The following is a 16,654-nucleotide window of genomic DNA, read 5'->3' on the forward strand; positions in this document are numbered from 1 at the left end:
CGACAACGCCGCGAGGTGCGGTGCCAGGGCACGCGAGCCCGGCCTGATCCAAACGAAAGGCCCTGCGGGTGGGGCCGGATGTCCGGGACCGGCCGGTGGCGGGGTGCACCCACCGGCGCCGGCCGGTCCCGGAGGTCCGGGCCGCCGCTCAGAGCAGGGAGTCCAGGGGCACCGAGGGGTCGCCCAGGGCGTCCGGGTCGACGGGCCGGGCGGCCCTGATCAGCTTCTGGATGCTCTCGGTGACGTCCCACACATTGACGTTCATCCCGGCGAGGACCCGGCGGTCCTTCAGCCAGAAGGCGATGAACTCGCGCTTGCCCGCGTCGCCCCGGATGACGACCTGGTCGTACGAACCGGGCGGCGCCCAGCCGGAGTACTCCAGGCCGAGGTCGTACTGGTCGGAGAAGAAGTACGGGATCCGGTCGTACGTCACGTCCTGGCCGAGCATCGCCTTGGCGGCGGCCGGGCCGCTGTTCAGGGCGTTCGCCCAGTGCTCCACGCGCAGCCGGCCGCCGAAGAGCGGGCGGTCCACGGACGCGATGTCCCCGGCGGCGTAGATGTGCGGGTCGGAGGTGCGCAGGGAGGCGTCGACGAGGACACCGCCGCCCTCGGCCCGGCCGGCCATGTCGAGCCCGGCGGCCTCGGCGAGCGAGGTGCGCGGGGCCGCGCCGATCGCGGCGAGCACGTCGTGGGCGGGGTGCTCCTCACCGTCGTCGGTACGGGCGGCGAGGACCAGGCCGTCCTGTCCGGTGATCTCGGTGAGGCGGGCGCCGAAGTGGAAACGGACGCCGTGCTCGGCGTGCAGCTCGGTGAAGATCTGGCCGACCTCGGGGCCGACGACGTGGTGCAGCGGGGTCGCCGAGGGGGCGACGACCGTGACCTCGGCGCCGTACCCACGGGCCGCCGCGGCGATCTCCAGGCCGATCCAGCCGGCTCCGGCGATCACCAGGTGGCCGTTGTCGCGGCCGAGTGCGGCGAGGACGTTGCGCAGGCGGTCGGAGTGGGCGAGGCGGCGCAGGTGGTGGACGCCGACGAGGTCGGTGCCCGGGATGTCGAGCCGGCGGGGTTCGGCGCCGGTGGCGAGCAGCAGCTTGTCGTAGTGGACGACCGTGTTGTCGCCGAGCTGCACGGACCGGCCGTCCCGGTCGATGGAGGTGACCACCTGGCCGAGGTGGAGCTCGATGTCGGCGCCCGCGTACCACGCCGTCCTGTGGACGAAGACGGAGTCCCGCTCGTCCTTGCCCAGCAGGTATCCCTTGGACAGCGGTGGCCGTTCGTACGGATGGTCGCGCTCGTCGCCGATGAGGATCACCCGGCCGCTGAAGCCCTCCGCCCGGAGTGTCTCGGCCGCCTTCGCTCCGGCGAGCCCTCCGCCGATGATGACGAACGTCCGATGTGCGTCGACCACTTGATGCCTCCTCGGTACTGTGCTGCGCGGCGCCGCCACCTGCGAGCGTCCCGCACGCAGCGTGATGGCGAAAGAGGGTGTGCCCCGATCAGGTCACCGCCAATGGCATGTGGCCCGGTCATGCTCCAGTCTGCCGGGCGCCGGTGAGACTTCCGTGAAGGGACCGCGCGGAGGCGTCCGTCAGTGCGGCGATCTGGTCGACGAGGACCCTCTTACGGGCCCGGTCGTCGGGGGCCGCCGTGTACAGGGCGTGGAACTGCGGCTCCAGTCCTTCGGGCGCGCGGGCGGTGAGCGCGGCGGCCAGCTCGGCGATGACGATCCGCTGGTTGGCGCGGATGGCCTCCTGCTCGGCACGCTGCATGACGTAACGGTCGGCGACGGCCTTGAGCACGGCGCACTCGTTGCGCACCTCGCGCGGGACGATCAGCTCGGCGCCGTACCTCCCGAGCCGGCCGGGGCCGTACGCGGCGTGGGTCGCGGACTCGGCGGCGAGGCAGAACCGGCCGATGAGCTGGCTCGTGGCGTCCTTGAGCCGGGCCTGGGCGACCGCGGTGCCGTCGTAGCCGTGCGGCCACCACTCCTCGGCGGTGAGGCGGTCGAGGGCGTCGGCGAGCTCCTGGGGGTCGGTGTCCGCCGGGACGTACCGTCCGATGGCGACGCCCCAGATCTCCGCACGCTCCTGCTCGGAGAAGAGGCAGCCGGGGTCGATGTGCCCGGCGTGCAGTCCGTCCTCGAAGTCGTGCACCGAGTAGGCGACGTCGTCGGACCAGTCCATCACCTGGGCCTCGAAGCATTTGCGGTCCTGCGGCGCGCCCTTGCGGGCCCACTCGAAGACCGGGAGGTCGTCCTCGTACACCCCGAACTTCGGCGATCCGGGGTCGGTGGGATGGGCCCCCCGCGCCCAGGGGTATTTGGTGGCGGCGTCCAGGGCGGCCCTGGTGAGGTTCAGCCCGACGCTGGCGAGCTCACCGCTGCGGGGGTCGCGGACGAAGCGCTTGGGTTCGAGGCGGGTGAGCAGCCGCAGCGACTGGGCGTTGCCCTCGAAGCCGCCGCAGTCGGAGGCGAAGTCGTTGAGCGCCTGTTCGCCGTTGTGGCCGAAGGGCGGGTGGCCCATGTCGTGGGAGAGGCAGGCCGCTTCCACGAGGTCGGGGTCGCAGCCGAGGGCGGCGCCGAGCTCCCGGCCGACCTGCGCGCACTCCAGGGAGTGGGTGAGCCGGGTGCGGGGGCTGGCGTCCCAGGCCCGGCTGCGGGTGCCGGGGGTGACGACCTGGGTCTTGCCGGCGAGCCGGCGCAGGGCGGCGGAGTGCAGCACCCGGGCGCGGTCGCGCTGGAACGCGGTGCGGCCGGGCCGTTTGTCGGGCTCGGTGTCCCAGCGCTCGGTGTCAGCGGCGCCGTAGGGCGTGTCCCGGGGGTCGTGCGTACCGTCCATGTCTCCGACAGTAGACGGACGCGCTGACAGCAGGGGTCAGGCGGTGGCCAGGAGGTGCGGGTGCGTCAGCGGGGCCTGGCCGGGCGCGGTGGTGGCCAGGGCCTGGTCGTAGCGGTGCAGCAGGAGGCGTGCCATCGCCGGGTGCGCGCCGAGCGGGGCGGCGGCGATGCCCGGGGCGGCGGCCGCCGAGACGGTGGCGAAGCGGCCGGGGGCGGTGAAGTACGAGGCGAGGGCCACCCGGTGGCGGCCCCGGGCGGCGAGTGCGCGCAGGGCGGCCGGCACATCGGGGGTGGCCGCCGAGGCGTACGCGGGCACGACGGGCACCCCGCCGAGGCGGTCGCTGAGCAGGGCGGCGGTGCGCCGCGCGTCGACGTCGGAACGGGGGTCGCGCGACCCGGCGGCGGCGAGCACGACGGCGGCGTTGCGGTCCGTGCCGTTCGCGTCCCGCCAGCCGGCCTCCAGGAGGCGCTCGTAGAGGGCCTCGACGAGCAGCGGGTGCGGTCCGAGCGGCGCGGCGACCCTGGTCCGGAGGTGGGTCGCGGCCGCCGCGGCGAGGGGCAGGTCGTGCCGGACGTGGTGGCCTCGGCCGAGGAGCAGCGGTACGAGCACGGCGTCGCCCGGCCCGACGGCGTCCAGGGTGTCCGGCAGCAGGGGCTCGTTCAGCTCGATGTGGCCGAGCCGGACGTCGAGGGCGGGCCGCAGCTCCCGTACCCGGTCCAGGAGCTCCAGGACGGTGTGCAGGGCCCGCGGGTCCCTGCTGCCGTGTGCGACGGCGACCAGGGTGGGGGCGGATCTCCGGGTGCGGTGCATGGGCCTGCGGGTTCCGTTCAGGGAGACGAGGCTGAGCTGGTTGCCGAGCTGTGAGGTGATGCGGGTCAGGAGTTGCGCCGTGCTGTCGAGGGGCAGGGGCTCACGGGCGTGTTCCGGTGCCGTCTCCGTCATGGACCGATCGTGCCGGGCGGACGTTGCCGGGCCGTTTCGCACCGGTCACGGGTGTTTGCCTCCGCCTCACAGGGCTCGGGCGCCGGGTGTCAGCGCCTGTTCACACCGGATGGGTCAGCGCGCGTTCAGGCCGGGCGCGAACCTTTCGGCCTCGTCGTTCGTCCCTGTCCGTGAGGGGATCCTGTACGAGCGCGGGGGGCGCCGCATGCGGCTGTGGAAACCGAGGGTGAGGGTGCTGCCGCGCACCCGGCGGGGGCAGCGGCGGCTGGTGCAGGCGCTGATGGTCGCCTGCGCCGTGGCGCTGGTGCCCGCGGCCTGGCTGCACACCACGGCCGACGCCCGGGTGCGGACGACGGCCGACGCCCCGGCGCGGGAGGTCGCCGTGGTGTTCGGGGCGGGGCTGTGGGAGGGCCGCCCCTCGCCGTATCTCGCGCACCGGCTGGACACCGCCGCCGAGCTGTACCGCACGGGCAAGGTCCGGGTCGTGCTGGTCACCGGGGACAACAGCCGCGTGGAGTACGACGAGCCGGACGCCATGCGCACGTACCTCACGGAGCGGGGAGTGCCGGACGGGCGGATCGTCAGCGACTACGCGGGTTTCGACACCTGGGACTCCTGTGTCCGGGCGAAGAGGATATTCGGGGTCGACCGGGCGGTCCTGGTGAGCCAGGGCTTCCACATACGCCGGGCCATCGCCCTGTGCCGCTCCGCCGGGATCGACGCTTACGGGGTGGGGGCCGACGACGTACACGATGTGACCTGGTACTACGGCGGCACACGGGAGGTGTTCGCGGCAGGCAAGGCGCTCCTGGACGCCGTGTTCGAGCCCGACCCGCACTTCCTCGGCCCGCGGGAGCCGGGGGTGGCGGAGGCGCTCGCGGCTGACCTCACGACGGCGGGCGGGGCGGGCTGAGGCCGGAGTTCAAGGGGTGCGCCGTGCCGGTGGAGGCCGCCGGCTGAGCCAGTCACCGCCCGGCACGAGGGTGCCGCCGGTGCGCAGGGAGCGGGCGACGGCGCCGGCGGCGAGGTAGACCCAGGCGCGGACGGGGCCGGGCTGTCCCGCGCCGGGCTCCTTTGCGCCGGGACCCCCCGGGCCGGGCTCGTGGGGGACGCCCGGTGCGGGCACGGCCTCGCGGGCCACCCGCTCGTACAGGTTGCGTGGGTGCCCCGGCCCCAGGAACTCCTCCAGGTCGTCCAGGAGCCCCAGCAGTTCGGCGTACGCCCCGGGGGCGGCGGTGACCAGGGCGCCGTGGACGGTGCCGTGGCCTTCGACCGCGTACGGATAGCCAGGGCCCTCGTAGAGGAGGGCGCCCGGCAGCACGGCCGGCTGTTCCCGGCATGTGCGGCCCCGGAGGAAGCGGTCGTGGTTGGGCTCTCCGGGGAGCAGCGTGCCGTACACGAAGAAGGGCAGCCCGGTGTCGCTCACAGTGCCGCGGTGGGAGCCGTCTCCGCGGACACCCAGGCGAGGTAGCGGTCGCTGCCGCGCACGACGGGCGTCGCGATGATCTCGGGCGTCTCGTAGTCGTGCGCGGCGAGGAGGTGGGCCTCCAGCGCGTCGTACCGCCCGGCCGTCGTCTTGAGCAGCACCTGCCATTCCTGACCGGTCTCGACGGCCCCCTGCCACCGGTAGACGGAGGTGACGGGGGCCGAGATCTGGGCACAGGCGGCGAGCCGCGCCTCCACCGCGCCCCGGGCCAGGGTGTGGGCCTTCTCCTCGCTGTCCGTCGTGGTCAGGACGGTCAGCCATGCGGGCTCGGTCATCCCGGGGTCTCTCCTCGTGCTCGGCGTCCGTGGCCCCTCGATTGTCGGGCCTCGCGGTGTCAGCCGCCGTACGGGTGCCGGGTCCTGGCCTCGCGCAGGGCGCGGCCCCACCAGACCAGCTGGTCGAGCATCTTCTTGGCCGCCCCGTCGACCTGGGCCGGGTCCTTGGGCACGCCCAGGTCGTCGAAGAGCGCCCCGGCGTTGTGGAAGGAGACGGTGTCGCGGATGGAGACGGCGTGCAGTTCGGCGAAGACCTGGCGCAGGTGCTCGACGGCCCGCAGACCGCCGGAGATCCCGCCGTACGACACGAACGCGACGGGCTTGGCCTGCCATTCGGCGAAGTGCCGGTCGATCAGGTTCTTCAGCGGTGCCGGGTAGGAGTGGTTGTACTCGGGGGTCAGGACGACGAAGGCGTCGGCGCGTGCCAGCCGGGGGGCCACGAGCGCGGCTCCGGTGGCGGGCGGCTCGGTCTCGGCGACATCGATCAGCTCGGTCTCGACGTCCGGGTGGCCGGCCGCCCGCCCGAGGAACCATGAGGCGACGACGGGGCCGAAGCGGCCTTCGCGGTTGCTGCCGAGGATGACGGCCACCTTCAGCGGGGCGCCGGAAGAGGCGCTGGACGCGGCGTCGGAAGGGGCTTCGGAGGGTGGGGAAACAGGTGTGTTGAGGTCTGTGTTGAGGTCCATACACCGCAGCCTCACACCTCAACCATGATTGAGGTCAAGCGCCGACTCGCGGCATCTACGCTGGACGCCATGACTCCTTCCGTACCGGACCTCCACGTCGAGTTCGACGGCCGCCCCGCCACCGCGGAGGATCTGCTGATCCCGGCCTTCGCCGGCTACGGCCACTTCACCGCGATGCAGGTCAGGGACCGCACGGTGCGCGGCCTCGATCTGCACCTGGAACGGCTGGACTCCGCGAACCGGGAACTGTTCGGGCTGCCCCTGGCCGGTGACCGCGTGCGCGAGCTGATCGGCCACGCGCTCGACGGCGCCGGGGCGTGGACCCGGGACGCGTCGGTCCGGGTCCACGGATACCTGCCGCAGGACAGCGCGGAGACGGTGGTGGCGGTGACGGTGCGGGCGCCGGTCGAGCCGGACGGTTCGCCCCGGAGCCTGATGTCGGTCCCGTACGCGCGGGCCGTGGCACACATCAAGCGCCCCGGCGAGTTCAGCCAGATCCACTACGGGCAGCAGGCCCGGCGGGCGGGCTTCGACGAGGCGCTGCTGACGTCGCCCGGCGGCATGGTGACCGAGGGCGCCATCACCAACATCGGCTTCTGGGACGGCACTTCGGTCGTCTGGCCGGACGCCCCCGCGCTGACCGGCATCACCATGGCGCTGCTGGAGAGCGGCCTCGCGCGGGCGGGCCGGCCCTCGGTACGGCGCGGGGTGAGGCTGGACGGCCTGGGTGCGTACCGGGCGGCGTTCGTCAGCAACTCGCAGGGCATCGCACCGGTCCACCGGATCGACGACACCGTCCTCGCCGTCGACGAGGACCTGATGAAGCTGCTCGGCGAGGTGTACGAGGACGCCCCGCGCGGCACCGTCTGATCCGGGCCCCATGGTCCCGCACCCCGGTGCGCCTCCCGGCCCCTCCGGGGTGCGGGACCATGGGGCCATGCAGATCCATATCGAAGCATCGGAACTCCCGGGCCGCACCTGCGGTCCCGACACCGACTTCGCCGGCTTCGACAACATCCACGTCGGCGTGCAGCGCAAGGACCGGCCCGGCGAACTGCTCGGCCTGCACCCCGGTGACGCGGCGCACGCCTCCTGGACCCTGGACTGCGCCGCCGCCCCCACCGCGGAGGGCGTCGAGGTGTCGGGGCCGTACGTCCAGAACCGGCTCGGAGGGCGCTTCGTCTACCTCTCCTGGGGCACCGTGGACGACTCCGGGACCTTCACCATGTTCCGCCGGGCCAAGCTGATGATGAGCGACATCGACCCGGAGGTCCTGGAGGCCGCCTCCCGCACGGGGCACCTCACCGCACGCCTGCGGCTGACCGACGACAAAGGGCAGCCTCGATGTGCCCGCGTACGCCCTCCGGACATCATCTGGTCCGCGACGGAGACCGGACCCGGCACACCTGAGGAGTGATCGCGAGGAGAGCAGGAGGGTCGGGAGGAGCGGGAGGGGTGGGAGTACGACACCGCCCCCACCGGTCCCTGGGGGGGATGGGCCGGTGAGGGCGGTTGCCGGGGGGCCGGCGGGGGGGCTGCCGTCCCGTGGGGGGTAAAGGTCGTGTGCCCGCCCGATGGAGACACATTCATGTGACCTGCGTCACATCCCATTCGATGCCGGGCTCACCCGATCGGCACCGGAGGGGGCGAGCGAATCCTGGCACCGCCGCGACCTGCACCGGCCGTGCGTACGGGCGCGCTCCCCGGGTCCGTACGGGTGAAAGCTGACCCTGCGTCAGCATGCGGCCGTGGGGCAGGGCCTCTTACCTCGGAGGCAGGACACATCCGTCTGCCCGGAGGATTCCCATGCGCAGCCCCGCCCGCCTCGTGACCGGTACCGCCGCCGCGGCCCTCACCGCCGCCGCGCTCGGCCTCGCCATCCCGTCCGCGCACGCGGACAGCCTCGGCAGACCTGAGCTCACCGCCACGGCGGAGTGCGGGGCCGACGGCACGGCGGGCGGTGACGCGGCGGCCTTCTGCGACAGTGCCGGCACGGCGGCCGGTGACCTCGGCACGGCCGACGAGCTGGAGACCGGTGATCCGGGACCGGCCGACGGCACGCAATCGCTCGGCGGCCTGGATCTCGCCGAGGACCCGGCAGCGGTGACGGAGCCCGCCTGGCCGGACTCGGAGGCGCCGGAGGACGAGGCCGGGGCAGACACCGGGGACGAGGCCGGAACGCTCCGTCAGCCCGGCACCGGCACCGGTACGGACCCCGGCGCCCGCCCCGAGCCCCCGGGCGGGACCGCCCCCGGCACGGACCCCGGATCCGCGAAACCGCCCGTCCCCCCGGGGCACCGGCCCACGGCCTCCCCCAGCCCCAGCCGGCCCTCCGGGCACGTCGGGACGGGTGTGGGCGGCAGTGCCGCCCCGGACACCGCACAACTCGCCGCCGGCGCCGGCCTCGTCGCCGCGGCAGCACTCAGCGGCGCCCTGCTCCTGCGCCGGCGCCGCACCGACGGCCCGCGTCACTGAGGACGGCCGGCAAAGGACAGGACGTGGACAGGACGGCACTGAGGGCCAGGGTCTGGCTGGTGGGCATCGCCGCCCTGTGCGGCGTGTGGCTGGTCCACAACGGGGCGGCCCCCCGGACCGCCGCCCCCCAGCCGTCCACCGCCGAGGCCTTCGCGGCGGGCTCCGAGCCCCGGCCGGGCACCCGGGTCGCCGAGCCCCTGCGCCCCTCCGCACCGGTCAGGATCCGCATCCCCGGCATCGGCGTGGACGCGCCCATGACGGGTCTCGGGCTGGGCGCGGACGGCAGCCTCGACGCGCCGCCCGCGGAGAAGCCCAACCTCGCCGGCTGGTACGAGGACGGCACACCGCCGGGCGCCAAGGGCACCGCGATAGTGGCGGGCCACGTCGACAACGCGGAGGGGCCGGCCGTCTTCTACTCCCTCGGTTCGCTGAAGAAGGGGGCCGAGGTCGAGATCGACCGCGGGGACCGCACGACCGCCGTCTTCACGGTCGACGCGGTCGAGGTGTACGAGAACGACGACTTCCCGGACAAGCGGGTCTACGGCGCCACCGCGCACGCCTCGCTGCGGCTGATCACCTGCGGGGGCGGTTTCACCCGCGAGACGGGCTACCAGGGCAACGTGGTGGCGTACGCCCACCTCGCCGAGGTGCGCTGACCGGGCGGCCCCGGCCTGAGCGGGACATCCCTGAGCCGCTCGCCCCGCTCAGGCCGTCCACTGGTCGAAGCCGAGCTTGGCCACCAGGGAGAACACCACGACCAGCAGCACCCCGCGGACGAAGTCGCTGCCCTTCCTGAGGGCCATCCGCGCCCCGAACATCCCGCCCGCCAGATTGAATACGGCCATCAGCGCGGCCAGCTGCCACAGGACGGTGCCCTGGTAGGCGAACATCGCCAGCGCCCCGCCGTTGGTGCAGACGTTCACGATCTTGGCGGTGGCGGAGGCGGTGACCAGGTCGAGGTGGAGCACGGCGGTCAGCGCCAGCACCAGGAAGGTGCCGGTGCCGGGCCCGAACAGCCCGTCGTAGAAGCCGATACCGCCACCGACCAGCACGATCGCGGTGACCGTACGGGCCCGGGTGACCTTCCGGTCCGTGCCGTCGCCGGCCGCCGCCGTCCCGAAGGACGGGCGCAGCATCACGAACGCGGCGACGGCCAGCAGCACCGCCATGATCACCGGGCGCAGGACGTCGCTGCTGATGCCCGCGGCGAAGAAGGCCCCGGTCATCGATCCCGCGAGCGCCATGAGCCCGATCCGTACGGCGGTGCCCACCTGAACCGGCGCCTTGCGCACATAGGTGACGGCGGCGCCCGAGGTGCCGACGATCGCGACGGCCTTGTTGGTCCCCAGGATGTGCGCGGCCGGGACGTGCGGGAGCCCGAGCAGCAGGGCGGGCAGGAGGAGCAGCCCGCCACCGCCCACCACGGCGTCGATCCAGCCGGCCGCGACGGCGGCCAGACAGAGCAGGACGAGGGTGGTCAGCGTGATCTCGGGCATGTCCGCGACCTTAGGCAAGCAATAGGTGCCCAGTCCAACCAGTTGCCCGGGCCCTCACAGAGGGCGCCCGCGCGTGCTGAGCGCAAGGTTCCTCCCGGGAAACAGGAGGGATCCGGTCGGGTAACACCCGCCGCGCACGCTCAAGGACATGAGGACACGGACGGAGAACGCGGCACGGGTGGTGGTGACCGGCGCCGGGACGGCGGGCGGGGTGCCGTCCGGCGGTCCTGCCGCCGTCGCCACCCTCGCCCGGACCCGGCAGGACGACGACGCCCTCCCCGCCGGTACGTCCCCGCTCCATCTGCTCACCAACGACGGAGGCTTCTGATGCCGGTGTCCACTCCCCCGACCGCCCCCACCGCAGGCGTGCCGACGATCGTGGTCGTCGGGCACGGCATGGTCGGACAGCGTTTCCTGGAAGCGCTCGCCGACCGCGGGCTGACCGCCGCCGCGGGCACCGCCAGGGTCGTCGTGCTCTGCGAGGAGCCCCGCCCCGCCTACGACCGGGTGCAGCTGACCTCGTACTTCTCCGGGAGGACGCCCGAGGACCTCTCGCTCGTCGAGCCGGACTTCATGGAGCGCCACGGCATCGAGCTGCGCGTCGGCGACCCGGCGGAGAGCGTCGACCGTGAGGCGCGCACCGTCACCGCGCGCTCCGGGGAGACCTTCACCTACGACACGCTGGTGCTGGCCACCGGCTCGTACCCGTTCGTCCCGCCCGTCCCCGGCAAGGACGCCGAGGGCTGCTTCGTCTACCGCACCATCGAGGACCTCCTCGCGATCGAGGAGTACGCGAGGACCGCGACGACCGGTGCGGTCGTCGGCGGCGGGCTCCTCGGCCTGGAGGCGGCGGGCGCGCTGAAGGGCCTCGGGCTCGACACGCACGTCGTGGAGTTCGCGCCCCGGCTGATGCCCGTCCAGGTCGACGAGGGCGGCGGCGCGGCGCTGCTGCGCACCATCGAGAACATGGGCCTCACCGTCCACACGGGTGTCGGCACCCAGGAGGTCACGGCGGGCGAGGACGGCCGGGTCGACGGCATGGCCCTGTCCGACGGTTCCTCGCTGGAGACCGATCTCGTGGTCTTCTCCGCCGGCGTACGCCCCCGGGACCAGCTGGCCCGCGACTGCGGTCTGGCGGTCGGCCCGCGCGGCGGCATCATCGTCGACGAGGAGTGCCGCACCTCCGACAGCGCCGTCTTCGCGATCGGCGAGTGCGCGCTGGCCTCGGACGGCCGGGTCTACGGGCTGGTGGCGCCGGGGTACGAGATGGCGCTGGCGGTCGCCGAGGTGATCGCGGGCAACGCGGCCTCCTTCACCGGCGCCGACCTCTCGACGAAGCTGAAGCTGCTCGGGGTGGACGTCGCCTCCTTCGGTGACGCGCACGGCGCGGCCGAGGGCTGCCTCGACGTCGTCTACGCGGACTCCCGCTCCGGCGTCTACAAGAAGCTGGTGATCGGCCGGGACGGCACCCTGCTCGGCGGGGTCCTGGTCGGTGACGCCGACCAGTACGGCACGCTGCGGCCGATGACCGGCACGGTGCTCCCCGTCGCCCCGGAGCAGCTGGTGCTGCCGGCCGGCGCGGGCGGCCCGGTCACCCTCGGTCCGTCCTCCCTGCCCGACGAGGCCGTGATCTGCTCCTGCCACAACGTCACCAAGGGCGCGATCTGCGAGCACACCACGCTCCCCGAGGTGAAGAAGTGCACCAAGGCCGGTACGGGCTGCGGGAGTTGCGTCAAGGTCATCGGCCAGCTGCTGCCGCAGCCCGAGGACCAGGGGCTGTGCGGCTGCTTCGCGTACACCCGCAGCGAGCTGTACGAGATCGTCCGCACCCTGGGGATCACCTCGTACGCGGAGCTGCTGGACTCGCACGGCCGTGAGGCGGCGCGCGGCGGCGACGGCTGCGAGGTCTGCAAGCCGACGGTCGGCTCGGTCATCGCCTCGCTGGCCCCGACGGTCGGCGCGAGCGGTTACGTCCTGGACGGCGAGCAGGCGGCCCTCCAGGACACCAACGACCACTTCCTGGCCAACCTCCAGCGCAACGGCTCGTACTCGATCGTGCCGCGCATCCCCGGCGGTGAGATCACCCCGGAGAAGCTGATCGTGATCGGCGAGGTGGCCCGGGACTTCGGTCTCTACACGAAGATCACCGGCGGTCAGCGCATCGACCTGTTCGGCGCCCGCGTCGACCAGCTGCCGCTGATCTGGACGCGCCTGGTGGACGCCGGCTTCGAGTCCGGTCACGCGTACGGGAAGTCGCTGCGCACGGTCAAGTCCTGTGTGGGGCAGACCTGGTGCCGCTACGGCGTGCAGGACTCGGTGAGGATGGCGATCGACCTGGAGCTGCGCTACCGGGGGCTGCGTTCGCCGCACAAGCTGAAGTCGGCGGTCTCGGGCTGCGCCCGGGAGTGCGCCGAGGCCCGCGGCAAGGACTTCGGGATCATCGCCACGGCGCAGGGCTGGAACCTCTACGTCGGCGGCAACGGCGGCGCCACCCCGCGCCACGCGGACCTGCTGGCGCAGGACCTCTCCGACGCCGAACTGGTCCGGCTCATCGACCGGTTCCTGATGTTCTACATCCGCACCGCGGACCGTCTGGAGCGCACCTCGACCTGGCTGGACCGGATCGAGGGCGGCCTGGACCACGTACGCGACGTGGTCGTCCACGACTCGCTGGGCCTCTGCGACGAGCTGGAGCGGCTGATGGCCGACCATGTCGCGGGCTACCGCGACGAGTGGGCCGAGACCATCAACGACCCGGAGCGGCTGCGGCGCTTCGTCACCTTCGTCAACGCCCCCGACGCACCCGACCCGTCCGTCAAGTTCGTCCCCGAGCGCGACCAGGTCAAGCCCGACCTCGACATCCTCGCGGGCCCGGTGCTCGCCGTCCGTACTCTCGAAGGGACCTCTTCCCGATGACGACCCAGACCGTGGAAACGGCACAGGACACCCGGACGATCCAGCTCGCGGACGGGGACGGCTGGCTCACCGTCTGCGACCGTGCGCTGCTGACCCCCGGGCGCGGTGTGGCGGCGCTCCTCCCGGACGGCCGGCAGGTCGCGCTCTTCGTGGACCGGGCGGGGCGGGCGTACGCGATCGACAACCGCGACCCGTTCACCGGGGCGTACGTCCTCTCCCGGGGCCTGGTCGGTTCCGCCGGGGGACGGCCGTTCGTCGCGTCGCCGCTGCTGAAGCAGCGCTTCGACCTGGAGACGGGCGCCTGCCTGGACGACGACGACGTCACCGTGCCGGTCTTCCGGGTCCGCGGGGACTGACTCCGGTCCGTTCACCGGCTGTTGCCGCTCCGTCAACCGCCCGCCTCTACTGTCCTGACGTTCGACCCGCCGGGCCGACCGGACCGGCGGGCCCTCACGTCACCCGTGGAGTGATCGTGGAACGTCGGACCTTCTTGCGCACAGCGGTGATCGGCAGCTCGGCGGCGGCCTTCGGCGGCACCCTGTGGCGGGGTGCCGCCCTCGCCGACCCGGCCCAGCCGGCCGCGGGCCCCTACGGTGCGCTGCAGGCGGCGAACAGCAACGGCATCCTGCTGCCGAGCGGCTTCACCAGCAGGATCATCGCCCGCTCCGGGCAGACCGTCCCGGGCACCTCGTACACCTGGCACAGCGCCCCGGACGGCGGTGCCACCTTCACCGACGGCGGCGGCTGGATCTACGTCTCCAACGCGGAGGTGTCGGCGAGCAGCGGCGGCGGGGCGAGCGCGGTGCGCTTCAACTCCTCGGGGACCGTCACCTCGGCGTACCGGATCCTGTCCGGCACGAACACCAACTGCGCGGGCGGGCGGACCCCGTGGAACACCTGGCTGTCCTGCGAGGAGGTCACCCGGGGCTTCGTGTACGAGACCGACCCGTGGGGGGTGAACGCCGCCGTGCAGCGCCCCGCGATGGGCCGGTTCAAGCACGAGGCGGCGGCCGCGGATCCCGACCACGGCTACGTCTATCTGACCGAGGACGAGACGGACGGCCGCTTCTACCGCTTCCGCCCCACCACCTGGGGCAATCTGTCGTCCGGCACGCTCCAGGTGCTGGTGGCGGGCACCGGCACCTCGGGCCCGGTGACCTGGACGACCGTCCCCGACCCGGACGGATCGCCCACCCAGACCCGCTACCAGGTCTCCGGCGCCAAGGTGTTCAACGGCGGCGAGGGCTGCTTCTACGCGGCGGGGACCTGCTGGTTCACCACCAAGGGCGACAACCGGGTGTGGGCGTACGACGCGAACGCCTCGTCCCTCTCGCTGGTCTACGACGACTCGCTCGTCACCGGCGGCGCCGCCCCGCTCACCGGCGTCGACAACGTCACCCGCGCCGCCTCCGGTGACCTGTACGTCGCGGAGGACGGCGGGAACATGGAGATCTGCCTGATCACTCCGGACGACACCGTCGCCCCGTTCCTGCGGATCAGCGGACAGTCCGGCTCGGAGATCACCGGTCCGGCGTTCTCCCCGGACGGCAGGCGGCTCTACTTCTCCTCGCAGCGCGGGACGAGCGGCAGCTCGTCCGGCGGCATCACCTACGAGGTCACGGGGCCCTTCCGCTCCTGACCCGCCCCCGCAGGTCAGCGGTCGCGGGGGCTTTTGCCCCTGACCACCCCGCACGGCAGTGGTCGCGGCGCCGGCTCCGCGACCACTGCCCGCCGGGTGTCAGGCCTGGCCCTCGACGGCAGCCGGGTCCATCCAGACGACCTCCCAGATGTGGCCGTCCGGGTCCTGGAACGAGCGGCCGTACATGAAGCCCTCGTCCATCGGGTCGTTGGCGGGCGAGCCGCCGTTGGCGAGCGCGGCGTCGGCCATCTCGTCGACCTTCTCGCGGCTCTCCGCGCTCAGGGCGATGAGGACCTCGGTCGTCGCCGAGGCGTCCGCGATCTCCTTCTTGGTGAAGTCCTTGAAGCGCGGCTCGCTGATCAGCATGGCGAAGATCGTGTCGCTGATGACCAGACAGGCCGTCGAGTCGTCGCTGAACTGCGGGTTGAAGCCGTAGCCGAGCTTCGCGAAGAAGTTCTTCGTCGTGCCGAGGTCCTTGACCGGCAGGTTCACGAAGATCATCTGGGGCTGGGTCATGATGGTTCCCACTCTTCCGTCCGGCACTCTGCGGTGCTCCCGCGCGCTCCGTACGAGCGCTTACAAGAGGTAGACCCGGGCGGCGCGGAGAACTCATCGCTCCGGCGGCAGCGGCTTCTCACGGCACGGCGAGCGGGGCTCCGCCCCTGAGCAGCGCGGCGCCCAGCGGGGTGAGGGTGTGCAGGACCGAGCTGCCGTGGCGCAGGGTGCGGACCAGGCCGGCCTCGCGGAGCACACAGGCGTGCTGGCTCGCCGAGGCCAGCGAGACCCCGGTCCTGCGGGCCAGTTCGCTCGTCGTACAGCCGTTGCCTATGGACCGCAGCACCGCCGAGCGGGTGTGGCCCACGAGCCGGCCGAGCCAGGGGCCGGGCTCGGCGGAGGCCGGGGCGCCGGGGTGGGTGACCGGGTAGACCAGGACCGGCGGCAGGCCGGGGTCGCGGTAGACGACGGGGGTGCCCCGGCAGAAGAACGACGGCTGGAGCAGCAGCCCCCGCCCGTCCAGGCGCAGCTCACGGTCGACGGGGTAGTCCGCCTCCAGGACGGGGGCCCGCCAGCGGATCATCGGCGGCAGGGTCGCCAGGAGTTCGTCCGCGCCGCCGTCCAGCAGGGCGCGGCCCCGGAGCGCCCGGTCGGCCTCGACGCTCGCCCGGATGTGCGGCCAGTACGGCTCGACCGCGGCGCGGTGGTAGGCGCGCAGGGTGGAGATGAGCCGGCCCAACGGCTCCGTACGTCCCTCGGCCAGCACCTCGGGCAGGGAACCCGGCGTGTGGCGCCGCCCGGCGGCGCCCTGTCCCGTCAGCAGCGCGAGCTCACCCCGGATGCGGTCCGTGGGGGTGTCGCGCAGCACCTCGATCCCGGCGTCCAGCCCGAGCGGCTCGGCGCCTTCCCCCGCGGGCGTCAGGAAGTCGGGGAAATAGCCGCGGGGCGGAACGACCGCGGACAGCAGACGCGCTTCACCATTCAGGCGCGTACGGGATTCCTTCCGCCATTTACCGAACACCGTGGAACCACGCCGGTCTCTCAACCGGTGAAAACTGAGAATGGTCTCCCACATCGCGTCCGGCCTCGTGGCCATCCGCACGCGCGAAAGGTCCACCCCGGACACATGGATACGCAGCACTGCCGAAACCCCCACCTGTTGCACCCGCAATTCCCCCCGCCGAAGCGTATGCACAGCGTCACAGGAGGTCACCACGGGGTTTCGGCCACAGTTGAAATGTCTCGCCCGAAACGCCGCCGACCGAAAGGCTGTACGACGTCGGGTACGCATCCGGCGTCACCGAAAGAGCGGGTGGGGGCCGTGGGGGGCTTCGCCTGTTCGGCGGCGGTGAACGACGGTGCGGCTCCGTACCCGGCAGGGGTAAGCGGGTGCGGTCCGGGGGTGGG

18 protein-coding genes are annotated in these 16,654 nt (G+C 73.0%); 9 read left to right on the top strand and 9 right to left on the bottom strand.

Features of this window, described 5'->3' with window-relative positions; genetic code table 11:
• Positions 1–148: 148 nt before the first annotated feature.
• The 3 genes from JKV81_RS21735 to JKV81_RS21745 form a co-directional block, all read right to left on the bottom strand.
• Entirely contained in the window at positions 149–1,408 is a 1,260-nt protein-coding gene (locus JKV81_RS21735) for an NAD(P)/FAD-dependent oxidoreductase (protein ID WP_202077333.1), read from the bottom strand.
• A gap of 118 nt (positions 1,409–1,526) precedes the next feature.
• Positions 1,527–2,837 (bottom strand): deoxyguanosinetriphosphate triphosphohydrolase, encoded by a 1,311-nt coding sequence (locus JKV81_RS21740; RefSeq protein ID WP_202077337.1) that lies wholly within the window; start codon positions 2,835–2,837, stop codon positions 1,527–1,529.
• Positions 2,838–2,873: 36 nt separating this feature from the next.
• Complete coding sequence (locus JKV81_RS21745) at positions 2,874–3,779, bottom strand: sirohydrochlorin chelatase (protein WP_202077340.1); 906 nt, start codon at positions 3,777–3,779, stop codon at positions 2,874–2,876.
• 205 nt (positions 3,780–3,984) lie between these two features.
• Between JKV81_RS21745 and JKV81_RS21750 the strand changes: the two genes are divergently transcribed.
• Entirely contained in the window at positions 3,985–4,692 is a 708-nt protein-coding gene (locus JKV81_RS21750) for a SanA/YdcF family protein (RefSeq protein WP_202077342.1), read from the top strand.
• Between the two features lie 9 nt (positions 4,693–4,701).
• Here the strand turns inward: JKV81_RS21750 and JKV81_RS21755 are convergent, their stop codons facing one another.
• The 3 genes from JKV81_RS21755 to JKV81_RS21765 are packed head-to-tail and all read right to left on the bottom strand — an operon-like array spanning position 4,702 to position 6,226.
• The gene (locus tag JKV81_RS21755; RefSeq protein WP_202077345.1) at positions 4,702–5,205 is read right to left on the bottom strand and encodes a gamma-glutamylcyclotransferase family protein; all 504 of its coding nucleotides are present in this window, start codon (positions 5,203–5,205) and stop codon (positions 4,702–4,704) included.
• Positions 5,202–5,540 (bottom strand): divalent-cation tolerance protein CutA, encoded by a 339-nt coding sequence (gene cutA / locus JKV81_RS21760; RefSeq protein ID WP_124276582.1) that lies wholly within the window; start codon positions 5,538–5,540, stop codon positions 5,202–5,204. The genes JKV81_RS21755 and cutA overlap by 4 nt, the downstream gene beginning before the upstream one ends.
• 59 nt (positions 5,541–5,599) lie before the next feature.
• Positions 5,600–6,226: an NADPH-dependent FMN reductase gene (locus JKV81_RS21765; protein WP_129262790.1), complete on the bottom strand. Its 627-nt coding sequence runs from the start codon at positions 6,224–6,226 to the stop codon at positions 5,600–5,602.
• Between the two features lie 69 nt (positions 6,227–6,295).
• Between JKV81_RS21765 and JKV81_RS21770 the strand changes: the two genes are divergently transcribed.
• From JKV81_RS21770 to JKV81_RS21785, 4 genes are all read left to right on the top strand, one after another.
• Positions 6,296–7,096, top strand: a complete 801-nt coding sequence (locus JKV81_RS21770; protein WP_202077348.1) for an aminotransferase class IV — start codon at positions 6,296–6,298, stop codon at positions 7,094–7,096.
• A gap of 67 nt (positions 7,097–7,163) precedes the next feature.
• Entirely contained in the window at positions 7,164–7,643 is a 480-nt protein-coding gene (locus JKV81_RS21775) for a DUF5990 family protein (RefSeq protein ID WP_129262801.1), read from the top strand.
• A gap of 389 nt (positions 7,644–8,032) precedes the next feature.
• Positions 8,033–8,701 carry a GVDTG sorting domain-containing protein gene (locus JKV81_RS21780; protein ID WP_202077350.1) on the top strand — a complete coding sequence of 223 codons (669 nt, stop codon included), beginning with the start codon at positions 8,033–8,035 and terminating at the stop codon, positions 8,699–8,701.
• Positions 8,702–8,724: 23 nt separating this feature from the next.
• On the top strand, positions 8,725–9,357 hold the full coding sequence (locus JKV81_RS21785; RefSeq protein WP_202077353.1) for a class F sortase: 633 nt from the start codon (positions 8,725–8,727) through the stop codon (positions 9,355–9,357).
• Positions 9,358–9,405: 48 nt separating this feature from the next.
• Here JKV81_RS21785 and JKV81_RS21790 read toward each other — a convergent pair whose 3' ends face one another.
• Complete coding sequence (locus JKV81_RS21790; protein WP_202077356.1) at positions 9,406–10,197, bottom strand: sulfite exporter TauE/SafE family protein; 792 nt, start codon at positions 10,195–10,197, stop codon at positions 9,406–9,408.
• Between the two features lie 148 nt (positions 10,198–10,345).
• Here JKV81_RS21790 and JKV81_RS21795 point away from each other — a divergent pair, with 148 nt between their 5' ends.
• From JKV81_RS21795 to JKV81_RS21810, 4 genes are all read left to right on the top strand, one after another.
• Positions 10,346–10,525, top strand: a complete 180-nt coding sequence (locus tag JKV81_RS21795; protein ID WP_202077357.1) for a hypothetical protein — start codon at positions 10,346–10,348, stop codon at positions 10,523–10,525.
• A complete protein-coding gene (gene nirB / locus JKV81_RS21800) occupies positions 10,525–13,113 on the top strand; it encodes a nitrite reductase large subunit NirB (protein WP_202077359.1) in 2,589 nt (862 codons plus the stop codon). The genes JKV81_RS21795 and nirB overlap by 1 nt, the downstream gene beginning before the upstream one ends.
• On the top strand, positions 13,110–13,469 hold the full coding sequence (gene nirD / locus JKV81_RS21805; RefSeq protein WP_124276573.1) for a nitrite reductase small subunit NirD: 360 nt from the start codon (positions 13,110–13,112) through the stop codon (positions 13,467–13,469). The genes nirB and nirD overlap by 4 nt, the downstream gene beginning before the upstream one ends.
• 116 nt (positions 13,470–13,585) lie before the next feature.
• Entirely contained in the window at positions 13,586–14,752 is a 1,167-nt protein-coding gene (locus JKV81_RS21810) for an alkaline phosphatase PhoX (RefSeq protein WP_202077361.1), read from the top strand.
• A gap of 99 nt (positions 14,753–14,851) precedes the next feature.
• Here JKV81_RS21810 and JKV81_RS21815 read toward each other — a convergent pair whose 3' ends face one another.
• Positions 14,852–15,268, bottom strand: a complete 417-nt coding sequence (locus tag JKV81_RS21815) for a VOC family protein (RefSeq protein WP_129262815.1) — start codon at positions 15,266–15,268, stop codon at positions 14,852–14,854.
• A gap of 118 nt (positions 15,269–15,386) precedes the next feature.
• A complete protein-coding gene (locus tag JKV81_RS21820; protein ID WP_129266934.1) occupies positions 15,387–16,388 on the bottom strand; it encodes an ArsR/SmtB family transcription factor in 1,002 nt (333 codons plus the stop codon).
• Positions 16,389–16,654: the final 266 nt, after the last annotated feature.

Source organism: Streptomyces silvae, from assembly GCF_016745505.1.
Lineage (GTDB): Bacteria > Actinomycetota > Actinomycetes > Streptomycetales > Streptomycetaceae > Streptomyces > Streptomyces silvae.